Annotated in this window: 21 protein-coding genes; 9 read left to right on the top strand and 12 right to left on the bottom strand. The window is 33.1% G+C overall.

Annotated features, from left to right (window positions below):
* Window positions 1-79: 79 nt before the first annotated feature.
* Window positions 80-949, top strand: a complete 870-nt coding sequence (locus IQ05_RS00290; protein WP_144888935.1) for a cation diffusion facilitator family transporter — start codon at window positions 80-82, stop codon at window positions 947-949.
* A gap of 94 nt (window positions 950-1,043) precedes the next feature.
* Here IQ05_RS00290 and IQ05_RS00285 read toward each other — a convergent pair whose 3' ends face one another.
* The 3 genes from IQ05_RS00285 to IQ05_RS00275 all read right to left on the bottom strand — a co-directional run bounded on the left by IQ05_RS00285 (window position 1,044) and on the right by IQ05_RS00275 (window position 4,673).
* On the bottom strand, window positions 1,044-3,530 hold the full coding sequence (locus IQ05_RS00285; RefSeq protein ID WP_144888934.1) for a DUF5686 and carboxypeptidase regulatory-like domain-containing protein: 2,487 nt from the start codon (window positions 3,528-3,530) through the stop codon (window positions 1,044-1,046).
* An 85-nt stretch (window positions 3,531-3,615) separates the two neighbouring features.
* Complete coding sequence (locus tag IQ05_RS00280) at window positions 3,616-4,035, bottom strand: type II 3-dehydroquinate dehydratase (RefSeq protein WP_144888933.1); 420 nt, start codon at window positions 4,033-4,035, stop codon at window positions 3,616-3,618.
* A gap of 74 nt (window positions 4,036-4,109) precedes the next feature.
* On the bottom strand, window positions 4,110-4,673 hold the full coding sequence (locus IQ05_RS00275) for a porin family protein (RefSeq protein WP_144888932.1): 564 nt from the start codon (window positions 4,671-4,673) through the stop codon (window positions 4,110-4,112).
* Window positions 4,674-5,164: 491 nt separating this feature from the next.
* Between IQ05_RS00275 and IQ05_RS00270 the strand changes: the two genes are divergently transcribed.
* The 3 genes from IQ05_RS00270 (at window position 5,165) to xerD (ending at window position 7,603) form a co-directional block, all read left to right on the top strand.
* On the top strand, window positions 5,165-5,674 hold the full coding sequence (locus tag IQ05_RS00270; protein ID WP_144888931.1) for a hypothetical protein: 510 nt from the start codon (window positions 5,165-5,167) through the stop codon (window positions 5,672-5,674).
* Window positions 5,675-6,056: 382 nt separating this feature from the next.
* Complete coding sequence (locus IQ05_RS00265) at window positions 6,057-6,629, top strand: porin family protein (protein ID WP_144888930.1); 573 nt, start codon at window positions 6,057-6,059, stop codon at window positions 6,627-6,629.
* A gap of 77 nt (window positions 6,630-6,706) precedes the next feature.
* Window positions 6,707-7,603: a site-specific tyrosine recombinase XerD gene (gene xerD, locus IQ05_RS00260; protein ID WP_144888929.1), complete on the top strand. Its 897-nt coding sequence runs from the start codon at window positions 6,707-6,709 to the stop codon at window positions 7,601-7,603.
* 78 nt (window positions 7,604-7,681) lie between these two features.
* Here the strand turns inward: xerD and rny are convergent, their stop codons facing one another.
* The 3 genes from rny to IQ05_RS00240 form a co-directional block, all read right to left on the bottom strand.
* The gene (gene rny, locus IQ05_RS00255) at window positions 7,682-9,247 is read right to left on the bottom strand and encodes a ribonuclease Y (protein ID WP_144888928.1); all 1,566 of its coding nucleotides are present in this window, start codon (window positions 9,245-9,247) and stop codon (window positions 7,682-7,684) included.
* A 207-nt stretch (window positions 9,248-9,454) separates the two neighbouring features.
* Window positions 9,455-9,748 carry a cell division protein ZapA gene (locus IQ05_RS00245; RefSeq protein ID WP_086455282.1) on the bottom strand — a complete coding sequence of 98 codons (294 nt, stop codon included), beginning with the start codon at window positions 9,746-9,748 and terminating at the stop codon, window positions 9,455-9,457.
* A gap of 5 nt (window positions 9,749-9,753) precedes the next feature.
* A complete protein-coding gene (locus tag IQ05_RS00240; protein ID WP_144888927.1) occupies window positions 9,754-10,044 on the bottom strand; it encodes a hypothetical protein in 291 nt (96 codons plus the stop codon).
* Between the two features lie 174 nt (window positions 10,045-10,218).
* Between IQ05_RS00240 and IQ05_RS00235 the strand changes: the two genes are divergently transcribed.
* The 3 genes from IQ05_RS00235 (at window position 10,219) to IQ05_RS00225 (ending at window position 15,225) form a co-directional block, all read left to right on the top strand.
* Window positions 10,219-11,916, top strand: a complete 1,698-nt coding sequence (locus tag IQ05_RS00235; protein WP_144888926.1) for a M23 family metallopeptidase — start codon at window positions 10,219-10,221, stop codon at window positions 11,914-11,916.
* A gap of 11 nt (window positions 11,917-11,927) precedes the next feature.
* Window positions 11,928-14,396, top strand: a complete 2,469-nt coding sequence (locus IQ05_RS00230) for a TonB-dependent receptor (RefSeq protein ID WP_144888925.1) — start codon at window positions 11,928-11,930, stop codon at window positions 14,394-14,396.
* 106 nt (window positions 14,397-14,502) lie between these two features.
* Window positions 14,503-15,225 carry a hypothetical protein gene (locus IQ05_RS00225; protein ID WP_144888924.1) on the top strand — a complete coding sequence of 241 codons (723 nt, stop codon included), beginning with the start codon at window positions 14,503-14,505 and terminating at the stop codon, window positions 15,223-15,225.
* 9 nt (window positions 15,226-15,234) lie between these two features.
* Here the strand turns inward: IQ05_RS00225 and IQ05_RS00220 are convergent, their stop codons facing one another.
* The 6 genes from IQ05_RS00220 to IQ05_RS00195 form a co-directional block, all read right to left on the bottom strand.
* Window positions 15,235-15,936 (bottom strand): hypothetical protein, encoded by a 702-nt coding sequence (locus IQ05_RS00220; protein ID WP_144888923.1) that lies wholly within the window; start codon window positions 15,934-15,936, stop codon window positions 15,235-15,237.
* Window positions 15,937-16,140: 204 nt separating this feature from the next.
* Window positions 16,141-16,779, bottom strand: coding sequence for a DUF2306 domain-containing protein (locus IQ05_RS00215; RefSeq protein ID WP_144888922.1), 639 nt, complete (start codon window positions 16,777-16,779; stop codon window positions 16,141-16,143).
* 111 nt (window positions 16,780-16,890) lie between these two features.
* Window positions 16,891-18,720 (bottom strand): ABC transporter ATP-binding protein, encoded by a 1,830-nt coding sequence (locus tag IQ05_RS00210; RefSeq protein ID WP_144888921.1) that lies wholly within the window; start codon window positions 18,718-18,720, stop codon window positions 16,891-16,893.
* The gene (locus IQ05_RS00205) at window positions 18,720-20,447 is read right to left on the bottom strand and encodes a phospho-sugar mutase (RefSeq protein WP_144888920.1); all 1,728 of its coding nucleotides are present in this window, start codon (window positions 20,445-20,447) and stop codon (window positions 18,720-18,722) included. The genes IQ05_RS00210 and IQ05_RS00205 overlap by 1 nt, the downstream gene beginning before the upstream one ends.
* 129 nt (window positions 20,448-20,576) lie before the next feature.
* A complete protein-coding gene (locus tag IQ05_RS00200; protein ID WP_144888919.1) occupies window positions 20,577-21,533 on the bottom strand; it encodes a glycosyltransferase family 2 protein in 957 nt (318 codons plus the stop codon).
* Between the two features lie 13 nt (window positions 21,534-21,546).
* Window positions 21,547-22,080: a DUF4199 domain-containing protein gene (locus tag IQ05_RS00195; protein ID WP_144888918.1), complete on the bottom strand. Its 534-nt coding sequence runs from the start codon at window positions 22,078-22,080 to the stop codon at window positions 21,547-21,549.
* A gap of 241 nt (window positions 22,081-22,321) precedes the next feature.
* On the opposite strand from IQ05_RS00195, the gene IQ05_RS00190 reads away from it, so the two are divergent.
* Both IQ05_RS00190 and IQ05_RS00185 read left to right on the top strand, forming a co-directional pair.
* Window positions 22,322-22,573, top strand: a complete 252-nt coding sequence (locus IQ05_RS00190; protein WP_086455156.1) for a type B 50S ribosomal protein L31 — start codon at window positions 22,322-22,324, stop codon at window positions 22,571-22,573.
* Window positions 22,574-22,719: 146 nt separating this feature from the next.
* Window positions 22,720-23,895, top strand: coding sequence for a GlmU family protein (locus IQ05_RS00185; RefSeq protein ID WP_144888917.1), 1,176 nt, complete (start codon window positions 22,720-22,722; stop codon window positions 23,893-23,895).
* The last annotated feature ends 164 nt before the right edge of the window (window positions 23,896-24,059 follow it).

Raw genomic sequence — 24,059 nt, 5'->3', positions numbered from 1 at the left:
ATATATCGTTTAAGTAAACCACCTAGCAATACAAAAATGCAAGTGGTTTATTTAAACGATTCTTTTTTAAACGAAACAAATGTCAAGAGAACAAACAGCAATTAGGGCTACTTATTTTAGTATTGTGGGCAACACAACTCTGGCCATTATAAAAGGATTTGCAGGTTTTTTTGGCAATTCATACGCTTTGATTGCTGATGCTATCGAGTCTACAACAGACATTTTTGCGTCATTTTTAGTCTTGTTCGGAATTAAATATTCCAATAAACCTGCTGATGAGAATCATCCGTACGGACACGGTAGGGCTGAGCCCTTGATCACGTTCTTGGTAGTGGGGTTTTTAATCACTTCGGCAACAATAATTGCTTATGAAAGTATCATTAATATTAGCACACCGCATCAATTGCCAAAGCCTTGGACACTAATTGTTCTTGGAGCCATAATTATCTGGAAAGAGTATTCCTTTCGAGTAGTTATGAAACGCAGTATAGAAACTAATAGTTCTTCATTAAAAGCAGATGCTTGGCACCATAGGAGTGATGCCATCACTTCGGTAGCTGCTTTTTTGGGAATTTCTATTGCTTTAATTTTAGGTAATGGTTACGAAGCAGCTGATGATTGGGCAGCACTTTTTGCATCTGGATTTATATTGTATAATAGTTATTTGATTTTCCGACCTGCTCTTGGCGAAATCATGGATGAACATTTATATGATGACTTGATTGAACACATTAGAGAAGTATCTGTTCAAGTTGACGGAATTTTAGATACCGAAAAATGTTTTATCCGAAAGGCAGGTATGCAATACCATGTTGATTTACATGCAACAGTAAACTCAAATATAACCGTAAAGGAAGGGCATGACCTTGCTCATAAACTTAAAGATACCTTACGAGAACAAATCCCAGAATTAGGGCACGTATTGATTCATGTAGAACCTCATGAGTAAATTTACACCAATAAAAAAGGCACCGAGATTATTTTCAGGTGCCTTTTTTATGTATTGTGAGTTGTTGTTTATCGAGATAAAACTACGTACTTTTTTAATCAATTATGTTTAAAAATTTAAGTCCAAAAACCACTCCGTCACCTTTAAAACCACTTTGATAGGAGCGGACATAATCTATTCTAAACATTTTAAATTTCCCAATTCCTATATTATCTAGACCAATATTCATTTCAGAATACGGTTTTTTATCAGGTATGGATAGCGCATGAGCTCCTATATTTAAAGTAGCTTTTAATTTATTCAATAATGGAATTTTATTCATTATATATCCTTTATCATTATATTCTGCATGAGCTTCTGCAAAACGATTGTTAGTACTGCTAGAGTAGTAGGGTAGCAAGTTAAAAATATTCAAATAACGTTCATCTTGACCTACGCTTGTTTGGTTTCCATTAAAATGTTTGTAATCCATAAAAGCAATATTTTGAGCATTTATAAACGCACCAGCTTTCATGTTTATACCTAAAGCTCCTTTGTTTCCTAATTTTAAATCATAGGTAGCGCGAAGGTTGAAATAGTCATATTCATATTTTTTATCGCTTGCGCCAATGGCTTTCTCATAGGCTACATATAGTGTAGGATATTTTTCGTTTCTAATGTTGAATTTACCATCTGGTCTGGAGGAATATTTATTGCCAAAATTGATTTTGAAAGAAAGATTTAATTTAGTTAAATGATGTTGTTCAAAAGCAGATGAACTATAATTAGTAGGGTCCAAGGGGTTGTTTGATGTATAAAAATCAGATTTATTAAACAATGAATAATCAGTGGTGTTAAATAAAGGTTTACGCTGTTGATACTCAATCTTACTATTAAGGTTGATGCCATTTGCAATATTTTGTGTAAACCCAATAGCCATAGATTCTAGGTTGTACAATTTCATGAAATTGTTTCTAAAGAAAAGAGTGCTTACACTGTTTATAGCTTTACTAATAGGTTCATTTGGGTTGAATTGTTTTACTGAGCTTCCACCTGTTGCATAAACTGTAGCATAATTTTGATTGTTGAATCTATGAAGGAATTGCCCCGTTACACGCAAACGATCTTCTGAGAAACCATAATTAAACGTTGTGCTAAGTGTAGTATAAATTCCTTTTTTTTCTTGATTTTTCCAGTTTGTAAATCGAAAACCCGAATCAAGATTGTAACCCTGAACAGTATTAAAACTGAGAGAACCGATATTAACCAACCCGGCATAACTAAAACTATATTTTTGTGAACTATTTTTAAATGTATACCCAGTAAGCAGTTTGAGAGGATTAAATTTGTTGTTTTTTAGGTCAATGGAGTCTAAGTATTTTTTTGAATTTCGAACCGTATAAATACTATCTTTTCTAAAATAATCTAAATTTTCTTCGATAGTTAAGGGAATCGGCCTGTTGCTATTCCAGAACGTACTGTCTTTTTGATTTGCGTTCAGCTCAATTTTTGTAATTTCATTGGTAAACGTTTTGGGAGCAAAAGAAGTTACAAATTCATAATTACTATACACATAGTTGTATTTTCCGTTGAATTTTATTCCAAAGGCTCCTGCGGTAATCTCGAGACTCTGCGTGTTTTTCGTCCAAATTTTCGAATTATTATTGTAACTAAAATTTTGTTTTAAAGTCATTACATCAAGAAAATCTTCTTTTATTCTATATCCTTTAATGTCAAGTTCTACGGCATAAATAGCCCAAGAATCCTCAACAATGTAGATATATCCTTCAAAAACTGGTTCGCTATCTCGTTTTGCACTAACCTTAATTTTATTGATCATCTTATTCTTGTCATCAAAAAAAGTGCTTTCTAGTTTGTAATTGTAGTAATTCAATGCGTTGCTGGCAATTGGCGAAATCATTGCTATTCCAAAGTCGATTGTATTATCATAAAAATCATAAAATGAAGATCGAGCAGTGTTGTAACTGTAGCCGTTATTGTCACCACTTACTTTTGATGCCACTACTACTTCACTGAGTTTATTGGGTTTTTCATAAACAATTTTAGAAAATGTTTCAGATAAAGAAATAATCCCCGTTCCTGTTGAGTCTAATGCGCCATTTAAGTCGCCTATTTTTTGTCCAAAGATTTTTTTAGGAGCATTTTTCAGTTTAAATATACCACGGGAATAGAAATCTGCACGGTATTTATTGGTGTTTTTAGTATTAGAATCCCTATTTGCAATTGCATTTTTTATGATTGCTATGGCGGGATTTCTTTTAGTATTAATGATTACTTCATTAAGAGAAAAACTTTCCTCAACGAGTTTTACATTTAAAGTATAAGGCAACTTTGCGGTTTCAATAATAATTTTTTGAGTTTTGAATCCTAAAAATTGAAAAACTAAGGTTTGTTTTCCCTTTGGAAGCACATTAAATTCGTAATTCCCTAATTCGTTTGAGGTAGTTCCATTATAAGTATCTTCTTGGAAGATGTTTACAAATGCTAACGGATTGCCTTTATCGTCAGTGATATTTCCTTTTATTTGTGCATTGCAAAAAAATGTAGAAACTAATAAGAGAAACAGGTAGTGTTTTTTCATGAAAGTTTTTTCTTCCACAAAAATAGCAGTACTTTTTACATAGGTTATTAATTATTTGTTAAACAATAACTTAAGGTATTGTTAATTATTTTTGTTCAAAAGAAAGTACAGCTAAATCATAACTTTGCAAACCAAAACCTAGAATAACACCTTTGGCATTTCCAGAAATATAGGATTGATGTCTAAAACTTTCTCTAGAAAATGTATTCGAAATATGAACCTCTATTACTGGAGTTGTTATTGCTTTTACGGCATCTCCTATACCTACAGAGGTGTGGGTGTAAGCGCCAGCATTGAGAATTATGCCATCAAATGAAAAACCAAATTCTTGTATTTTATCAATCAATTCGCCCTCAATATTACTTTGATAATAAGAAAAGTTAATTGCTGGGAAACGCTCTTTTAATGTGTTAAAATAGTCTTCAAATGTTTGGTTTCCGTAAACTTCTGGTTCGCGTTTTCCTAATAAATTTAAATTTGGACCATTGATAATGCCTATTTTCATAATTCTGATTTTGGTAAAAATAAAAAAACCGTTCTAATTTTTAGAACGGTTTTACAATTTAATTTTAAATATTTTTAGAATTTAAAACCAGCTGATAGCTGGACTACTGAATTTTTAACTTCAGCATCTTTAGTTGCTTCGGTTAATCCTAGTACATAGCGACCTTGAATGAATAAATTTTTAGTAACATTTAGGGTCAAACCAGCCGCTGCGCCAAATTCAAATGTTTCAGCTTCTTTAAAATCAACATTTTTTCTTTCACTCAACAAAAAAGAAGCCTGAGGTCCAAGGTCTAAACTAATACTGTTGTTAAGGCTGAATTTTGCCATTACAGGAATAGAAATATATCCTAATTCATTTTTAAATTCTTCTCCTGCATTTTCATAGGTAGCGCCCTGAGTTGAGTATAACAGTTCTGGTTGAATAGCAAATCCATCGGTTAGTTTTATTTCTGCAATTAAACCAGCATGATAACTAGTAATAGCCTCTTTTTTATAATCAACAAGGCTAGTGCCAATATCACTACCTGACTGATTTGCGTAATTTAAACCTGCTTTCAATCCGAATTTAATGGCTTGTGCTTGCATGTTAGCAGAAGCTGCAAACAATACGATTGTTGCTAGAAGTATTCTTTTCATAATTTACATTTTTATAATTATTGTTGTTAGTGATATAGCACAATACTTAAAAACTATTTTGTTTCAAAATTATTGCTGCTAATCTCAATTTTTAACTTTTCAATAACTGTTCCAAGTAGTGTTTAATTATACTTTTTTTCTTGAGAATTTTGTTTTTTTAATTTTCAAGTAAGCGTTTCATTTTTGAATTGTAGTAATACGCTATATTTTGATTTAAAATAGGTTCTTTTTACGTTTTTAAACTATGTTGTTACTATAGTATTGTTAAAATTTTTCTTACTTAATATTGTGTTTTTTTAATTTTTTTTACATCACTAATTTCCGTGATGTGGTTGTTTGTTAAGTTTTTAATTGATAGATATTTATGATTAATGTGTATCTGAATTAGTACAGCGGTTTATCTTCATGTAATATAAAAATCTTATTAAAAACTTTTTTTAAAATAACGGTTTATATATATTTGATTCATAATTAAACAAAAAAATAACAAAATGAAAAGAATTATTTTAACAGTTGCGGCTGTATTTGCTTTCGGATTTGCTAATGCACAAGAAGGAAAATTTAAAGTAGGAGCTCATCTTGGTTTACCTATGGGTGATATTAAAGAATCTGCATCATTGAATTTAGGTGCTGATATTGCTTATGTTTGGACTTTAGATAGTAAATTTAGTGCTGGTTTAGTTACAGGTTATACTTCATATTTAGCAAAGACTTATACTTATAATGACGGTTTTACCTCAATTGAATTTAAGCCAGATCCTGCTGGTTTTCTACCAGTAGCAGGAACTGCTCAATATTCTCTTTCTGATAATTTGTTTTTAGGAACAGATTTAGGATATGCTTTATATGTCGGTAAAGGCGAAGGCGAAGGGGGTCTATATTACCAACCAAAATTTGGTTACCAAACTGAAAAAATTGAGGTTTATGTTGGATACAAAGGGATTTCTGTAGACGGTGGAACTTTTTCTTCATTAAATTTAGGATTCAATTTCAAATTGTAAATTATAGTTCTTAAATAGTTAATTAACCTCCTCTTAAAAAAGGAGGTTTTTTTATGCCAAAAACCGCGCTTCTTTAAGTTGTAATAGTTCATTATATTTTAGCTGAGACAGTACCTATCTAAGGTATAAAAAGATTTTCAATCAACTATATTAGTAGGTTATGTCCTAGTTTTTAATATTCATATTTTTTAAACTTTATCTCACTAATTTCAGTGATAAAGAATATTTTTAATGCATTGATTGCGAATTATTTGTATTTTTTCTTTACGTCAATCATTGTAGTTATTTATTTTTCTAGGAGTATAAAAAACTTACTAAAAATTTTTTTAAAATTAGGTGATTGTATATATTTGATTCATAATTATTCAAATAAAAAAACAAAATGAAAAGAATTATTTTAACAGTTGCAGCTGTTTTTGCTTTTGGATTTGCTAATGCGCAAGAAGCGAAATTTGGTATTAAAGGTGGATTAAACCTTGCTAATTTTTCAGGTGATATTAAAGATGGATCTAATCTAACAGGTATAAATATTGGTGGATTTGTAGAAATTAAATTATCCGATAAATTTGCTTTACAACCAGAGATCCTGTTTTCAGGACAAGGGTCAGATAGTGGTGAAGGAAGTTTTAATTTGACTTACATTAATATTCCTTTAATGGCGAAATATTATGTAGCAGATAAATTTAATTTAGAAGCAGGTCCGCAAGTTGGCTTTTTAACATCTGCAAAGATAAAGATGGATGGAAATTCTATAGATTCAAAAAGACTATTTATTTCTCCTGATTTTGGAATTAATTTTGGTGCGGGTTATGATTTTACTGAGAAATTTTCTGCAGGAATTCGTTATAATATGGGAGTTTCAAACATTTTTAGTGACGAATTTATAGATGCTTTACAAGAAGATGTGAGTGTACAGAACTCTGTTTTTTCTTTTTCTTTAGCGTACAAATTCTAATGGTCAAGAAATAAATTTAAAACCTCCTCTTTAAAAGGAGGTTTTTTTATGCTTAAAAAATACGTTCCTTTGTAAGTATGAATTGGGACAGTATTATAAAAAGTTATCAATCGTACTTAAAGATTGAGCGTGGATTGTCAAAGAATACGGTAGAGAATTACTCGTTTGATTTAGAGCGTTTATTGCTTTTTTTATCCCAAAATGAAATTGTTGTTTCTCCTCTAAAAATAACTGACGAAATCATCCAGCAATTTATTTACAGTGTTGCCAAAGAGGTAAATCCGAGATCGCAGGCTCGAATTATTTCGGGTTTAAAAAGCTTTTTTAAATATTTAGTTTTTGAAGATTATCGCGACGATGATCCAATGGAGCTAATTGAAACGCCCAAAACTGGTCGAAAACTTCCTGACACGCTTACGGTTGAAGAAATTGATGGATTAATACAGGCGATTGATTTGTCTTCAAATGAAGGAGAGCGTAATCGTGCCATGCTAGAAACATTGTATGGTTGTGGTTTAAGAGTCTCGGAGTTGGTAACATTAAAGATATCAGATCTGTTTTTTGAAGAAGGCTTTATCAAAATCACGGGTAAAGGAAATAAACAGCGCTTAGTTCCGATAAGTGATGTGACTCAAAAATACATTCTCCTCTATAAAAATACTGTGAGGATCCATCTCTCTATTCAAAAAGGGTTTGATGATACTCTTTTTTTAAATAGAAGAGGAAAACAACTCACACGGGCTATGATTTTCACTATTATAAAAAATTTAGCCGTTACAATTGATCTTAACAAAACCATAAGTCCTCATACACTTAGACATTCATTTGCTACTCATTTACTGGAAAATGGTGCTGATTTACGTGCCATACAACTCATGCTGGGACACGAGTCTATTACAACTACTGAAATTTATGTGCATCTAGACCGTACATTTTTAACACAAGTAATGAATAGTTTTCACCCTAGGAAGTAGAGAATAAACTTCAAAAAAAAATCCAAATTCCAATAAATTAGCATTGGGATTTGGATTTTTTTTATGGAATTAAATATTTTACTTGGCGATATTTACAGCTCTTGTTTCACGAATTACAGTAACTTTTACTTGTCCAGGATAGGTCATTTCAGTTTGAATTTTCTGCGAAATATCAAAAGATAAACTTGCAGCATTTTCATCAGAAACTTTTTCGCTCTCAACAATTACACGAAGCTCTCTACCGGCTTGAATAGCATAAGCATTTTTTACACCATTAAACCCGTAGGCAACTTCTTCAAGGTCTTTTAATCTTTGTATGTATGAGTCTAGTACTTGTCTACGTGCTCCTGGTCTTGCTCCTGAAATAGCGTCACAAACCTGGATTATAGGTGAAAGTAAAGATTTCATTTCTATCTCGTCATGGTGCGCACCAATCGCATTACAAACTTCTTCTTTCTCACCGTACTTCTCTGCCCATTGCATTCCTAATAAGGCGTGTGGTAAATCACTTTCAGTATCAGGTACTTTACCAATATCGTGAAGTAATCCAGCTCTTTTAGCTAGTTTTACATTCAATCCTAGTTCCGCTGCCATAATACCACATAGCTTAGATACTTCTCTCGAGTGTTGTAGTAAATTTTGTCCATAAGAAGAACGGTATTTCATTCTACCCACAACTTTTATCAATTCAGGATGTAAACCATGAATACCAAGATCAATTACAGTACGTTTTCCAACCTCAATAATTTCATCATCGATTTGCTTGGCTGTTTTTGCAACAACTTCTTCAATTCGTGCAGGGTGAATTCTTCCGTCGGTAACCAGTTTATGTAAGGCTAGACGGGCAATTTCTCTACGTACAGGATCAAAACAAGAAAGAATAATTGCTTCTGGAGTATCGTCTACAATGATTTCAACACCTGTCGCAGCCTCAAGAGCACGAATGTTTCTACCTTCACGTCCAATGATTCTACCTTTTACATCATCAGATTCAATATTAAATACCGATACGCAGTTTTCAACAGCCTCTTCAGTACCTACTCTCTGGATGGTATTTATGATTATTTTCTTGGCTTCTTGTTGTGCAGTAAGTTTAGCTTCTTCAATAGTGTCTTGAATATGAGACATTGCTTTACTTTTGGCTTCAGCCTTTAACCCTTCTACAAGTTGGTTTTTTGCTTCCTCTGCAGATAGACCTGAAATTACCTCAAGTTGTTGTAATTGACTTTTGTGTAAACGATCAATCTCTGTTTGTTTTTTCTCTAAATTTTCAATTTTTGAACTGTATTCTTGTGTTTTAGCTTCAAAATCATCATTTACCTTTTTAGCTTTTGATAGTTCATTTGATACTTGAGATTCTTTGTCGCGTATTCTTTTTTCTATTTCAGCTACTTTTTTATCTCGTGCAAGGATTACTTGCTCATGTTCAGATTTTAACTCAATAAATTTTTCTTTTGCTTGAAGGATTTTATCTTTTTTAATGTTTTCGGCTTCAAGGTTTGCATCTTTAAGTATAGATGCGGCTTCCTTTTTTGAATTTTTTATGAGGTTTGAAATATTGCTTTTCTCAATTAGTTTGGCTATCCCAAAACCAGCTGCGATACCTATAATTCCTGTAATAACGATCGTTAATATGTTGTCCATGTTTGTTAAAATTTATATATAAAAAAAGCCTACATTAGATTGCTTGTATAAACTCGAAAAGACAAGTTTTGAGCTAACTCGTTGTTCAAGCTTCCAAACTGAATTGGCTTGCTATAGTAACGATGATTTGCTCATTCTAAATTGTTAGTGTTGAGTTTACCAAATATGAACTAATGTAGGCAGTATCTTAGTTTTTGTAAAGAACGTTTATTTGTCGAGATATTGGTCTAAAAGTGCGTTAATTTTTTTAATTCGCTCCATGGTTTCCTCGCCATTTATTTGATTGTCAATTTGTTTTTGTTCTGTTTGCGAAGCAAATTGTAACGCACACATGGCTAAAACATCTTGTTTATCACGCACAGCATAGTTTTCTTCAAATTGCTTAATCATTATATCAATTTTTTTTGAAGCGCTTCTTAGACCTTCTTCTTGTGAAAGATCTACCGTTAAAGGATAGATTCTATCGGCGATTGATATTTTAATTTTTAGCTTTTCGTCCATATTTCTTAATCTGATAGCTGAGCTATACAGTAGTCAATTTCCCGAATTAATGAATTTATTTTTAGCTTTGTATCTCTTTTATTTTCGTCACTGCCTAGTAATGATTTTGCCATCTTGAGTGTTTCATACTGCATTTTTAGTGCCTCAATCTCTCTTGATTGAGTTTGTATTGTGGTTGCAGACCTTATTAATTTGTTTTTTAAATCTTGATTTTCTTGTTCTAAAATTTTCATTTTGCTGAAAATTTTTAGAACCTTATTTTCAAGAGTATCAATAATTTCTGCAATTGTACTCATTATTTATCCTTTTCATTACATATCTTACAAAGTTACTATTCCTTTTTAATTTTGCAATAATTTATTATTTTTTTTGCATTAAATAAATTAAAACACTCAATTTCAGCGGAGTACATTTTTGTTTTTCTCATTTGGTTTCCGTTGTTTTTTTTTATCTTAGCCAAAATGTAAATTATGAGATTTTTTGTCCTTTTTGTGTTTTTTTGCAGCTCTATTCAGGCTCAAAATGAATATCCAAAAGATTATTTTCGTTCACCTCTTGATATTCCTATGCAATTGTCTGGGAATTTTGGGGAATTGAGGCCCAATCATTTTCATGCGGGTTTTGATTTGAAAACCCAACAAAAGGAGGGCTTAAGGGTTTATGCAGTAGCCGATGGATATGTGTCCAGAATTAAAATTTCTACTTTTGGTAATGGAAAAACAATTTATATCAATCATCCTAATGGTTATACTTCTGTTTACGGGCATTTAAGTAAGGCTGAAGGTTCAATAGAATCATATGTTAAAAACAACCACTATAAAGAGCAGTCTTTTGAGATTGAAATGTTTTTAAAACCAGAAGAATTGCCAGTAAAAAAAGGAGACGTTATTGCTTTATCTGGTAATACAGGAGCTTCTGAAGGTCCGCATTTGCATTTTGAATTTAGAGACACAAAAACAGAATTTGTTATAAATCCATTACTTTTTGGTTTTGATGCTTTTTTTAAAGACACTAAAAGCCCTGTTGTTACGGGTGTTTATGTCTATCCACTAGATGGTAAAACCACTGTAAATAATGCAAAGCGTCCTGTGTTATTAAATGTTTCTTTACAAAAAGATGGTACTTACTTGTCTGATAAAGTTGTTTCTAATGGCGTTATAGGTTTCGGTATAACGGCTCATGACGTTGATGATGTATCATTTAATAATAATGGTGTTTATAAGGTCCAGACTTTTTTGAACGGCAAACCAAATTTTGGTTATGCATTTAACACCTATTCTTTTAATGACATGAGGTATATCAATGCTTTAATTGATTATTCTCGTTATAAAAAAATGCAACAACGGGTACAAAAGCTATTTATGAAAGCTCCTTATGATTTGCGTTTTATTCAAGCAGATGAAAATAAAGGAGTTTTACAAGTTTCTCCTAACTTAGCCTCGTTATATCGAATTGAAGTTTCAGATTATTTTGGTAATAAGAGAACCATTTCTATACCCATACATTATGATTTGTTACCTACAATTATTGGCACTGATCAGCCTCAGTCTAAATATTTTGTAAAAGCGTTAAATGACAGTAATTTTGAACTTGGAAACATGTCAGTATTTTTTCCTGCAGGCACTTTTTATGAAGATTTCAATATGAATTTTAATGTGGTTAATGATACTTTATTTTTGCATGATGATACTGTTCCGGCTCATTCAAATTTTACAATTACCATTAAAGATGCAAAAAGTACTGAAGAGCAACGTCAAAAAATGTTTATTGGTAAAGTGCAGGGCGGCAAAATAAGTTACAATTCTACTTACAGAAAGGATAGTGTTTTTTCTACCAAAGTGAAGGTTTTAGGAAATTACAAGTTGGTGTCAGACACTGTGGCGCCTACAGTAACGATGGCTAATCCTATTGAAGGCAAATGGATTAATGAGCAAAAGTCTTTGCAGCTTTCTATAAGTGATGCTTTATCTGGGATTAAAACCTACAACGGATACTTGAATGGGAAATGGGTGCTTTTTGAATACGATAATAAAACTCGAAAAATCACTCATATTTTGAATCCAGAATTTTTACAAGAAGGTGCTAATAATTTAAAAGTAGACGTTACTGATAATATGGGAAATTCAACTACTTTTGAAACGCATTTTTACAGAGGTCAAAAAAAATAAATTCAAATCAATTGAGTACTAATAAATTCTTTCTTTCTTTATCTATTATTTGTCTTGGTTTTTCGGCAACTGCACAAACGGCAAGAATACGTGGTATTGTTTTGAATGAAAACAAACAACCTTTAGAGAATGTCAATATTACATTTGACGGTTTTAATACACAGTCTAATGAGAATGGTTTTTATGATGTTAAAGTCCCGGCAAATCAAAAAGTAACAGTTGTTTTCACACACGTTTCTCTTAAAAAAATCACTGTTGTTTTTATGCTTGAGGCGAATGAGCAAAAGGAATTCAACCCTGTAATGAATAGCCAAGCAGAGCAAATGGGAGAAGTTGTTGTAGTGACTGGGAATAGAAGTGTGGTTCAGGGAATAGTAAATCTAGAACCCGAAATGATTCGTAAAATTCCGGGTGCCAATGCAGGTGTAGAAAATATTTTAAAATCCTTGCCAGGTGTGAATTCTAATAATGAATTAAGCACACAATATGCTGTGCGTGGGGGGAATTATGATGAGAACTTAGTCTATGTAAACGAGATTGAAGTCTATCGCCCATTTTTAATTCGCTCTGGTCAGCAAGAAGGATTGAGTTTTACCAATACTGATTTGGTTCATAATGTAGATTTTTCTGCTGGAGGTTTTCAAGCTAAGTATGGAGACAAACTATCTTCTGTACTAGATATAACTTATAGAAAACCAACCACCTTTGGCGCAAGCCTAGAAGCAAGTTTTCTTGGCGGAAGCGTAGCTATTGATGCGGTTTCTAAAGATAAAAAATGGTCAGCTGTAACGGGATTACGTTATAGAAATAATTCGCTACTTGTGAACAGTCAAGAAACACAAACTAATTTTACACCATCGTTTGCTGATATCCAAACCAATATTAATTATCAGGCTTCGGCCAAATGGCAGTGGAGTTTTTTAGGGAACATTTCTCAAAATAAATACCAATATCGTCCTTTGTCACGCGTTTCAAATTTTGGAACACTAGACAGTCCAATGGCACTTACGGTTTTTTATGAAGGTCAAGAAAAAGATAAATACGATACGTATTTTGGAGCAATAAAATCAGTATTTAATGTATCGGATAATTTTACTTTAAAATTTATAGGTTCCATATTTCATACGTTAGAACAAGAATATTTTGATATATTGGCGCAATATCGACTGGGTGAAGTAAATACTAATATTGGTTCAGAAACTCTAGGTGATGTTTCATTTACGAGAGGTATTGGATCACAATTAAGTCATGCTAGGAATGATCTTGATGCCTTAATTGTAAATACTGAAATAAAAGGATTTCAAGACTGGAAAAACAGTCAAATAGAATGGGGTGTTAAGTATACTCGTGAATCAATTAGAGACCGAATAATAGAGTGGGAAGTCATTGATTCTGCTGGTTTTGCTTTGAATCCACCTATTTTAAATTTGCCAAAAAACGATCAGCCTTATACTCCTTACACGGGACCGTTGGTTCCATATCAAGATATACGAGCTATAAATTTCAATTCTATAAATCGGTTTTCAGGCTACGGACAATGGAGTTTAAAATCAAATTTAGGAACGAATGAAGTTTGGTATAATGCAGGAATCCGAATGCACAATTGGGAAGTTTCTGGCGCCAGCACATTGGGTAAGTCTCAATTCACAATAAGTCCAAGAGCTCAGTTTGCCATTAAACCAAATTGGAAACAAGATGTTGTTTTTCGGATTTCTGGAGGACTTTATCATCAACCGCCTTTTTATAGAGAGCTCAGGGATGGAGACGGTGTGGTACAACCCAATACAAAAGCGCAACAATCCTTTCATATAGTCTTAGGAAATGACTACAGTTTTAAATTGTGGGATCGTCCTTTTAAGTTACTCTCTGAAGTGTATTACAAATCTATAACTGATGCTAATACCTACACTATTGATAATGTACGCATACGGTATGCAGCTAATAACAATGCAGTGGCTTACGCCCAAGGGGTAGACGTTCGTTTGAATGGTGAGTTTGTTCCTGGAACCGAATCGTGGATTAGTTTTGGGTATTTAAAAACAGAGGAAAACAGCAATTATAAAGGATTTATTGCCAGACCCACAGACCAAAGATTGAAATTTGGTATTTTGTTTCAGGATTATATGCCAAATATTCCAAGTTTAAAGTTATATTTAAATTTAGTCTACAATACAGGATTACCAGGAGGATCACCATCATACGCAGATCCTTATTTGTATCAAAACAGATTGAATGACTACCGCAGGGTTGATGTAGGCTTTTCTAAAGTATTTATTGATAACACTACAAGGAAAAGAAGCTCGGGTTTATTTAAAGATTGTAAAGAATTAGCTCTAGGATTAGAAATTTTTAATCTTTTTAACAATCAAAATGCTATTACAAATACTTGGGTTAGGGATGTATACTCTAAAAATCAATATGCAATACCAAATTACATGACTACACGAGTTTTTAATGTGAAATTGACTGCTAAGTTATAAGGTTCTTTCAAAAGTCAAATTCATTCTATTTATTCGTTAAATTGTACTTAGAATAAGGAAGCTATTTTTAAAAATGATTACATTTGAGTTTTAATACTATCAGCACATGAAAAAAATACATTTCACTTGTTTAGGAATTGCATTGCTATTTTTAGCAAGTTGTAAAGAGGATACAGCAACGCCAAAAGTGACTTACGATGCAACTAATAAAGCAAAGTCGATTGTGAAGGCAGACTCAACCCAAATACAAATTGCTGATTTGCCTTGGCAAATGGAAGGTACGGATTATTTAATTCACCCTGTTGCTGATTTGAGTATTCGTGATCGTGGCGTTAAATCGCGTTATGGTTCATCAAGTGTGAATGATTTGAGTTTTACGATTTCCAATTATGGAGAATATGAAATTACAGGTTTTTTACAAAATATTAAATTCCAAAAAGTAAATTCAGATTCTATTCGAAAATTGACTGAAAAGCCCGTTTTGATTCAAACGGCTACTTATTTAAAAACAGTTGCCGATAAAACTAAAAACCAAATCATGGTGTACACTATGGTTGATATGGATACCAATAAAGATGGTAAGTTAGATACAAGTGACATTAAATCCTTGCATTTGAGTACTATAAGTGGGGAGCGACTTACTAAAATTTCGCCTGACTTTCAGGAATTAATAGATTGGAAACTTCTAGCCTCTCGCAATCGTTTGTATTTTAGAACGGTTGAGGATACTAATAAAAACGGTCAGGTTGATAAAAATGATTTGGTTCATTATTATTATATTGATCTAAGCAATAACGAGTGGAAAATTAATGCTTACGAGCCAGTTTAAGTGGTTTTTCTAAATCAAAATCTCACTTTCTAAATCGGATTTTTCAATAGTGAAGTCAAAGCCGAGTTGTTTTACCAGTTGGATTACCAAGTTTTTATACCAGTTTTCGGATTTTGGGTGAATGTAAATTTTTTCAATTAAGGTATTAATGTCAATGTTAATTTTCAGACCTTCATTGATTTTAACTTCGCTTTCGCCAATATCAGTGATGATGCGTACCTCGCCTTCATATTGAAAACTTTTTCTTTTAAATAAAAAAGGAAAAAACAAGTCGTCAAATGGAATGTGCTCTTTCTTGTAATCAATGTAGTTGACTTCTCCTATGTATTGTTGATACTCTTTTTCTATTTGAAGGGACTGTTGCAAACGTCCAATTGTAGATTGAATGGCGAGTCCTTCGGTATTTTGAGTAAATATTTGCCACATAGCAAAAGATTCGTATTCATTAATATGCCAACTACTAATGGCTACTTTTTCACGATGCTTTTTGTAATAATTTAAAAAATCAGGATTGTCTTGAGACAATTTTTTGATTTCCTCAAAAGTGGGTTCGCTAAAGGTGCCTTCGTACTGATCCTCAAACTTATCTGAGCGCGACATGAATAGCTTTTGCGAAAGCAATAAATCCAGAAATTTAGATAGGTCTAGGTATTTCCATACTACTGTGTGCGGGTCTTGAGGAAGTTTAATCGAGGTGTTATTAACGTACATAGCTACAATTTATAGGAAATGCTTTTATGTAAAGTTCATCATTTTTTTTTACTTATGATTTCAGAACATGTTTTTTTAGCGTTATTTTTTTGCCATTTGCTACTATTAGTTCCATTGTGTCTATTTTTGTTTTTTGAGCGTAATTTGAAAATGAAAAGCTCAAGAATAGTGTTACTGCAAAAATTCTTTTCATAACTAAATTTTTTATGGGTTTGATTTTAATTTTTTAATTGATCTCGAAATAAAAATACCGCCTATAATTCCGGGTAAACTCCAGGCTACTACATCTGGTAAAAAGGTATTGTTGACCACAATAAAAGCCGTAAAGGCAGCAATATAGGCACCTGTCATGCGGCCAATATGATTTTTTAAACCGTATAAAGTATCAGTTACTTTGCCCGTGTAGGCTTTGTATTCGGTGTAACACAATCGTAAACTTACTGTTCCAAATAATAGAAATACAATACCAAAAAGTTGTTTGGCTAGTAAATAACGTATGCCAATATAGTAAAAAATCGCTGAGCAAATAAGCATAGCAATCGTTAACAGTGCATCGCCAAGTTGCGGTTTTTGACCTAAATGTGCTTTTTTTAATTGTATCATTCTGTATCCCGAAATAGCCAAATAGATCGTAAATACACCTACTATAAAAAGAAATAAATTAGGATGTACGTACGATAAGTAAAAAGCACACAGTCCGGTGCTGACCATAGCTATTGTAAAAATCAGGCCAATTTTTTTATGAATTTGGTCTCCTTTTTTACGAATTAAAACAATAGTACCCAAAAGTAAACCGGTAAAACCAGAAAGAATGTGCAGCACCAAGATAATTTTGAATAGCATAACAGATTGTATTAAATGATTAAAGGTTACGTAAATATATTGCTATCTTACGTAACCTTTAAAAAATGTATACTGAAATGTCTTAGTGCAATTCTGAGTTGTAGATTTTAACTACTCAAGCGATTGTAAACTCACCAGTTTATTGTAAACACCTTGGAGTTCAATCAATTCTTCGTGGTTTCCTTGCTCGACAATTTTTCCTTTTTGCATCACCACAATAACATCTGCTTTTTGAATGGTGGATAATCTATGAGCAATAACAATTGAAGTTCTGTTTTGCATCATGTTCTCTAATGCTACTTGCACAAATTTTTCACTTTCGGTATCCAGTGCTGAAGTCGCTTCATCCAAAATCATGATTGGCGGATTTTTCAAAACCGCTCGAGCAATAGACAAACGTTGTTTTTGTCCTCCGGATAATTTGTTTCCGCTGTCGCCAATGTTGGTATAAATTCCTTTTGGTAAATCTTTTACAAACTCAAATGCATTGGCAATTTTCAAGGCTTCAATGATTTCTTCATCAGTAGCATTTGGTTTTCCTAATGATATATTTGCTTTGATAGTATCATTAAATAAAATACTGTCTTGGGTTACCAATCCCATTAAACCGCGCAGTGATTGTAAGTCAAGATCTTTTATATCCGTTCCATCAATAGAAATAGTGCCTTCGTTTACATCATAAAAACGAGTTAGTAAGTTAGCAATAGTACTTTTTCCACTACCAGATTGTCCTACAAGCGCCACCGTTTGTCCTTTTTTTACTTGCAACGAAAAGTTCTTTAACACTTTTTCGTCTTCGTATTTGAAGTTGATGTTTGAAATGGTAATGTCAGATTCAAATGTATCTTTTTGTATAGCATTTTCTTTTGAAGTGATTTCGTTTTCCACATCTAAAACTTCAAAAACACGATCGGCAGCTGCCAATCCGTTTTTCACAGAATAAGATGCTTTTGAAATGGCTTTGGCAGGGGTTAAAATATTGAATGCCAGTGTTAGATAAACGATAAAAGAAGCTCCATCAAGAGTTTTGTCATTTAAAACCAATAGGCCTCCGTAAAAAAGTAAAATAGCAATTGTAGTTACTCCAAGAAATTCGCTCAATGGAGTCGCTAAGTTATTTCGACTTCCGATGCTGTTGTTTAAATTTAACAAACGTGTTACAGATTCATTAAAGCGACCTTTAAAAGTGGGTTCGGCATTGTAGCTTTTTATCACTTTTAAACCGCCTAAAGTTTCTTCAACCACAGAAATTAAAGAACCACTTTCTTTTTGCGCCTCCATCGATTGGCTTCTTAAATTTTTAGCCAGTTTAGAAATGATATAACCCGAAATAGGCATAAAAATCAGTACAAATAATGTCAATTTGGTACTAATGGCAAACATCATTCCCAATGCGAAAACAATCGTCAAAGGTTCTTTTACTACCAATTCTAAAATGGAGAAAAAAGAGTTTTGAACCTCATTCACATCACCAAGCATGCGCGCCATCATATCTCCTTTTCTTTTTTCAGAATAATAGGAGATAGGCAATTCAATGATTTTGGCATACATCGAACGTCTCAAATCCTTCAAAACACCGTTTTTTAGGTGCATGATGTGATAGGAAGCCAAGTAGTTGAATAAATTTTTAATAAAAAATGTTGTAATGACCATGGCCACCACAAACAATAACACAATCTCAGTACTTTCACCATCAGATAAAGAGGATATTTTAAAGTTAATGTATTCTGTTACATAATCCTTAAGATTTCCTATTCCCGTGTAAATTGGTTGTTCATATACTTTTTCTGTTTTGCCAAAAAGTACCTGTAAAACAGGAAACAAAGTCAGCATTGAAATCGTGCTAAACAAAGCATACAAAATATTATAAATCACATTCCAAATAATATGTGATTGATAGGGTTTTGTAAAAGGTATTAATTTTTTTATATTCGGATCCATTAGTTCAATTGCATTGCAGTAATTATGTTGGCGATTTTTTGGTCCAGAATTGCTTCTACTTCTTCAAAATCTTCAACCGCTTCAAGTGTAGTATTTACACTTATATAAAATTTAATTTTTGGTTCGGTACCACTTGGGCGAGCACATATTTTAGAGCCGTCTTCCGTATAGTAAATCAATACATTCGATTTTGGAATTGTCATGGCTGATTCAGTATCGTCTAATAGGTTCTTTGCAATACTTGACTGGTAATCTTCTACCATAATCACTCTTTCGCCGTTGATTTCTTTCAAAGGATTTTCGCGTAAGTTAATCATCATTTGTGTGATTTCTTGTAAACCTTCCATTCCTTTTTTAGTGATCGATACTAAATGTTCTTTGTAAAAACCATTGTCTACATACAATTTAATCAGTTCTTGATATACAGTACTTCCATTGGCTTTGGCTTGAGCCGCCATTTCACAAACCAAAAGTGTTGCTGCAACAGCATCTTTATCGCGTACAGCGTCACCTACCATATATCCAAAACTCTCTTCGCCACCACCAATGAACTCTAGCTCTGGGAAGTCTTTGATCATTTTAGCAATCCATTTAAAACCAGTCAAACCTACTTTGCATTCTACGCCATAATTAGTGGCTAGTTCCATCATCATAGGAGTTGATACAATAGTGGAACCTATAAATTGCTTGTCATTAATTTTTCCTGATTTTTTCCATTGCTCAAGCAAAAATGCGGTCATTAAAACCATAGTTTGATTCCCGTTTAGCAAAGTCATTTTACCGTTATTGTCACGTACAGCAACCCCTAAACGATCACAATCTGGATCTGTGCCCACTACAATATCAGCATTAGTTTTATCAGCCAATGAAAGTGCCATCGTCAATGCTTCTGGTTCTTCTGGATTCGGGGATTTTACCGTTGGGAAATCGCCATTCGGTTCGCGTTGTTCCTCTACAATATGTACATTGTTATATCCGGCTTGCGCCAAAGTTTCTGGAATGATAGTTATTGAGGTGCCGTGTAAGGAGGTAAACACAATATTTAAATCGTCTTTTGCAGTTTGCGAAGTGTTAAAACTTGCATTTGCGATAGATGATGCTATGAATGCGGAATCAATAGCGGTATCTACATAATGAATTAAATCCTCATTTGCTGTAAACTGAATTTGATCGTAGGTCAATTTTTCAATTACATCAATAATGCCTTTATCTTCAGGCGGAACAATTTGACCACCATCTTGCCAATACACTTTATACCCGTTGTATTCAGGCGGGTTGTGTGATGCCGTAAGTACAATACCACATTGGCATCCCAAATGTTTTACCGCAAAAGACAATTCTGGTGTTGGTCTCAATTCCGAAAACAAATATACTTCAATCCCATTTGCTGAAAATACATCAGCAACGATTTTGGCTAGTGTATCACTATCATGACGACAATCGTAAGCAATAACGGCCTTCAAAGGTTGGTTTGGGAACGCAGTATGCAAGTAATTAGACAATCCTTGGGTACTCTTTCCTAGTGTATATTTATTAATGCGATTGTTTCCTACGCCCATTACACCACGCATTCCACCAGTACCAAATTCTAAGTTTTTATAAAAACTTTCCTCTAAATATTTTGGTGAAGTAGTCATCAATTCTTTCACAGCCACTTGTGTAGCGTTATCGAATGTTGGCGTAAGCCACTCATTTACCGCATCTAGAATGTTTTGTTTGATTTCCATCTTATTTTTTTATTTTTAGGAGCTCTTTCCTGCTATACGTTGCAATCTTTTATTCGCCGCGGCGAATAAAAGGATTTTCACTACTATCAGGGCTAGTAATCATCCCGTTGTAAGGCGTCTATTTTAAAATTATAAGTTTACGATACTCGCAATTTTATAACGCTCTTCATTATTTTTTGTTCTCAAAATGATTTCTCCAAGAAATCCTGCTAGAAACAATTGTGTTCCTAAAACCATTGTGGTTAAGGCAATATAAAACCAAGGATTATTGGTCACAAGACTATAACGCATATCATTATACATGTGGTATAATTTTGAAAAACCGATGTAACCAGCAAGCATAAATCCAATAATAAACATCAAGGATCCCATCGCGCCAAAAAGGTGCATGGGTCTTTTTCCAAATCTGGACAAGAACCAAATCGTAATCAAATCTAAGAATCCGTTAATAAAACGTTCCATCCCAAATTTGGTTTCACCATATTTTCGGGCCTGATGTTGTACAACTTTTTCGCCAATTTTGCCAAAACCAGCATTCTTAGCCAATACCGGAATGTATCGGTGCATTTCACCAGAAACTTCGATATTCTTAACTACAATGTTTTTGTATGCTTTTAAGCCGCAATTGAAATCATTCAATTCTACGCCTGATGTTTTTCGAGCCGCCCAATTAAATAGTTTTGACGGAAGGTTTTTAGCCACAACAGAGTCGTAGCGTTTCTTTTTCCAACCCGAAACCAAATCGTATTTCCCATTGGTAATCATGTCATACAATCCCGGAATTTCCTCAGGGCTATCTTGCAAGTCAGCATCCATGGTAATGATAACATCTCCTTGTGCTTTAGCAAAACCAGCATGTAAGGCCTGTGATTTCCCAAAGTTTTTCATAAAACGCACTCCTTTTACATGAGGATTTTCTTTTGAAAAGCCTTCAATGAGTGCCCAAGAATTATCAGTACTACCATCATCCAGAAAAATGATTTCATACGAATAATTGTGGGATTGAACCACTTTGATGATCCATGAGTAAAGTTCATGAAGTGATTCCTCTTCGTTTAAAAGAGGAATTAGTATAGATAAGTTCATTAAAATTACAACATTAAGGTTTAGGGTTTTTTACAACTGCGCCTATTATTAAAGAGTGTATTAAGCCTAAAAATGAATACATAGCTAGTGTAACAGGAAATACAATTAATGGATTAGCAAATTTTTTCATCATGCTAATTCCCATTTCTAATTCTTGTGAGCTCATGTTTGGATTTTGTTTCAACATTGTTGATTTTGCAATTGCCATCGTTTCCTCAACAAATTCAGGGAAAATCAGGTTGAAAAATATACTAAAAGAGGCATAAATTATGGCTGCAATTAAAGATATGGTAACACCAATTTTTAAGCATTCCCCAAAAGAGATAAAACCACCGTTTAACTTATTTTTGTAGTTAGTACATCCAATATAAATAAAAACGAGTGGTAAAACTAGAAAGTTTAAGATGTTTATTACTACACCAAAACTAGTTTCAGCCAATGCTTTCATTCCAATTACGTAGGTAATTACAATCTCCAAGACCATGATTACCCCAAATAAGGCTCCATAAGGAATACCAGACTTTGCTGGCGATACAGTGTTTTCCATAGAAAGTTTTTTTTTTTAATCTACAAATATAACAATTCCCAATATATTCAACGTTAAAAAACGTTTTTTGAGTTAACATAAAAAAAGTGAAACAAAGATTTGTTTATTGAAAAAATAGTGTAAATTTGCAGACTCAAAATAAAATTAAAAAAACAAAAAGTTATTAGGAGTTTATACCTTTTCTGTAAAAAGAAAAGCTTCAAAGCAACTTAATAATTAACAAATAAAAAAGATTTACAAGATGAAAAAAGGAATTCACCCAGAAAATTACAGATTAGTAGCCTTCAAAGACATGTCAAATGAAGAAGTTTTTATTACTAAATCTACTGCAGATACTAAAGAAACAATAACTGTTGATGGTGTTGAATACCCAGTTGTAAAAATGGAGATCTCTAGAACATCTCACCCTTTTTACACAGGTAAATCTAAACTTATCGATACTGCAGGACGTATTGATAAATTCAAAACTAAATACGCTAAACACGTTAAATAATTTTAACTTGTTTTCTATAATAGTAAAGCCTTTCTTCATGAAAGGCTTTTTTTATGCTATTTATTTGAAAACTTTGTAACTTTGAAGTCAATATTACAAACATGCAGGTGAAGTTGACACCGATATACTTATAAATAATCCACACTATGAATTACATCCTTTTTGACGGACCTTCAAGAAATGCCTTATTGCCTTTTACATTTACTCGTCCAGTTGCTGATATCTTGATTGGTATTATGACTATTAGACAAAAATGGGAATTGCATCTAGGGTCAACAACCACAACACTTACAGAGGAATATTTATCAGGAAAATATCCAATGGTGGAACTTGAAGTCAATGTAATGATTAACGCATCTTACCTACCTAATGCGGTATTGGCAGAGATGGTAAGCAACTTAGAGCCTAATCAAGCTATTTTTAAAGGAGATGAAGTAATTGCTTTTTACACTACGGAGGAGCAAGAGGAAGTAGATTTTGATACTTATGAGATACTTGAGTACACTGACGATTGTTTGACTGTGCATAATCCTTGGGATATTTTTGCTAAAAATGATGCCGCCATTAGAGAAGATTTTGAATTTTTAACCGAAGACAGACAGTCACAACCCATTCCGAAGAGCGTAAATGTCATTGCACCCGAGAATATATTTATTGAGGAAGGAGCAAAGTTAGAGTTTGTAACTTTGAACGCATCTACAGGTCCTATTTATATAGGTAAGGATGCAGAAATTATGGAAGGCTCTGTGATTAGAGGTCCATTTGCTTTATGTGATCATGCAAAGGTGAAATTAGCGACCAAAATTTATGGTGCAACCACCGTTGGACCATATTCTAAAGTAGGTGGGGAAATTAATAATTCAGTTTTATTTGGATATTCTAATAAAGGTCATGACGGATTTTTAGGAAATTCGGTTCTTGGAGAATGGTGTAATATAGGTGCCGATAGTAACAACTCAAATTTGAAAAACAATTATGAGGAAGTGAAATTATGGAGCTATGAAACCGAGGGATTTGTTAAAACGGGACTGCAGTTTTGTGGTTTGATGATGGGCGATCATAGTAAATGTGGTATCAATACGATGTTTAATACCGGAACAGTGATAGGTGTGAGTGCTAATGTTTTTGGAAGTGGTTTTCCGCGCAATTTCGTGCCAAGTTTTTCATGGGGTGGTGCAGCTGGATTTACAACATACATCACTAAAAAAGCTTTTGAAACCGCCCGATTAGTTATGAGCCGCAGAAATATAGAATTTGATGAAAGAGAAGCAGCTATTTTAGAGCATGTTTTTGAGGAAACCAAAAAGTGGAGAAAAGAATAAGATCGTTTTTTATCATCTAGTATTTTAGAATGCTATTGCTGTAAAGATAATTCTGTTTAAGGCCTTTCTTTATAGTAATGGCATTTTTGTTTTTAGGATACTCAAAACTTTCTGAGTTGCAAATTGTCTAATTCTGTATTTAAACTATCTTTGCACCTTCAAAA

Origin of the sequence: Flavobacterium tiangeerense (assembly GCF_007830355.1) — a bacterium.
In the GTDB taxonomy this organism is placed as follows: domain Bacteria; phylum Bacteroidota; class Bacteroidia; order Flavobacteriales; family Flavobacteriaceae; genus Flavobacterium; species Flavobacterium tiangeerense.
This window is presented reverse-complemented; position numbering and strand designations above follow the sequence as displayed.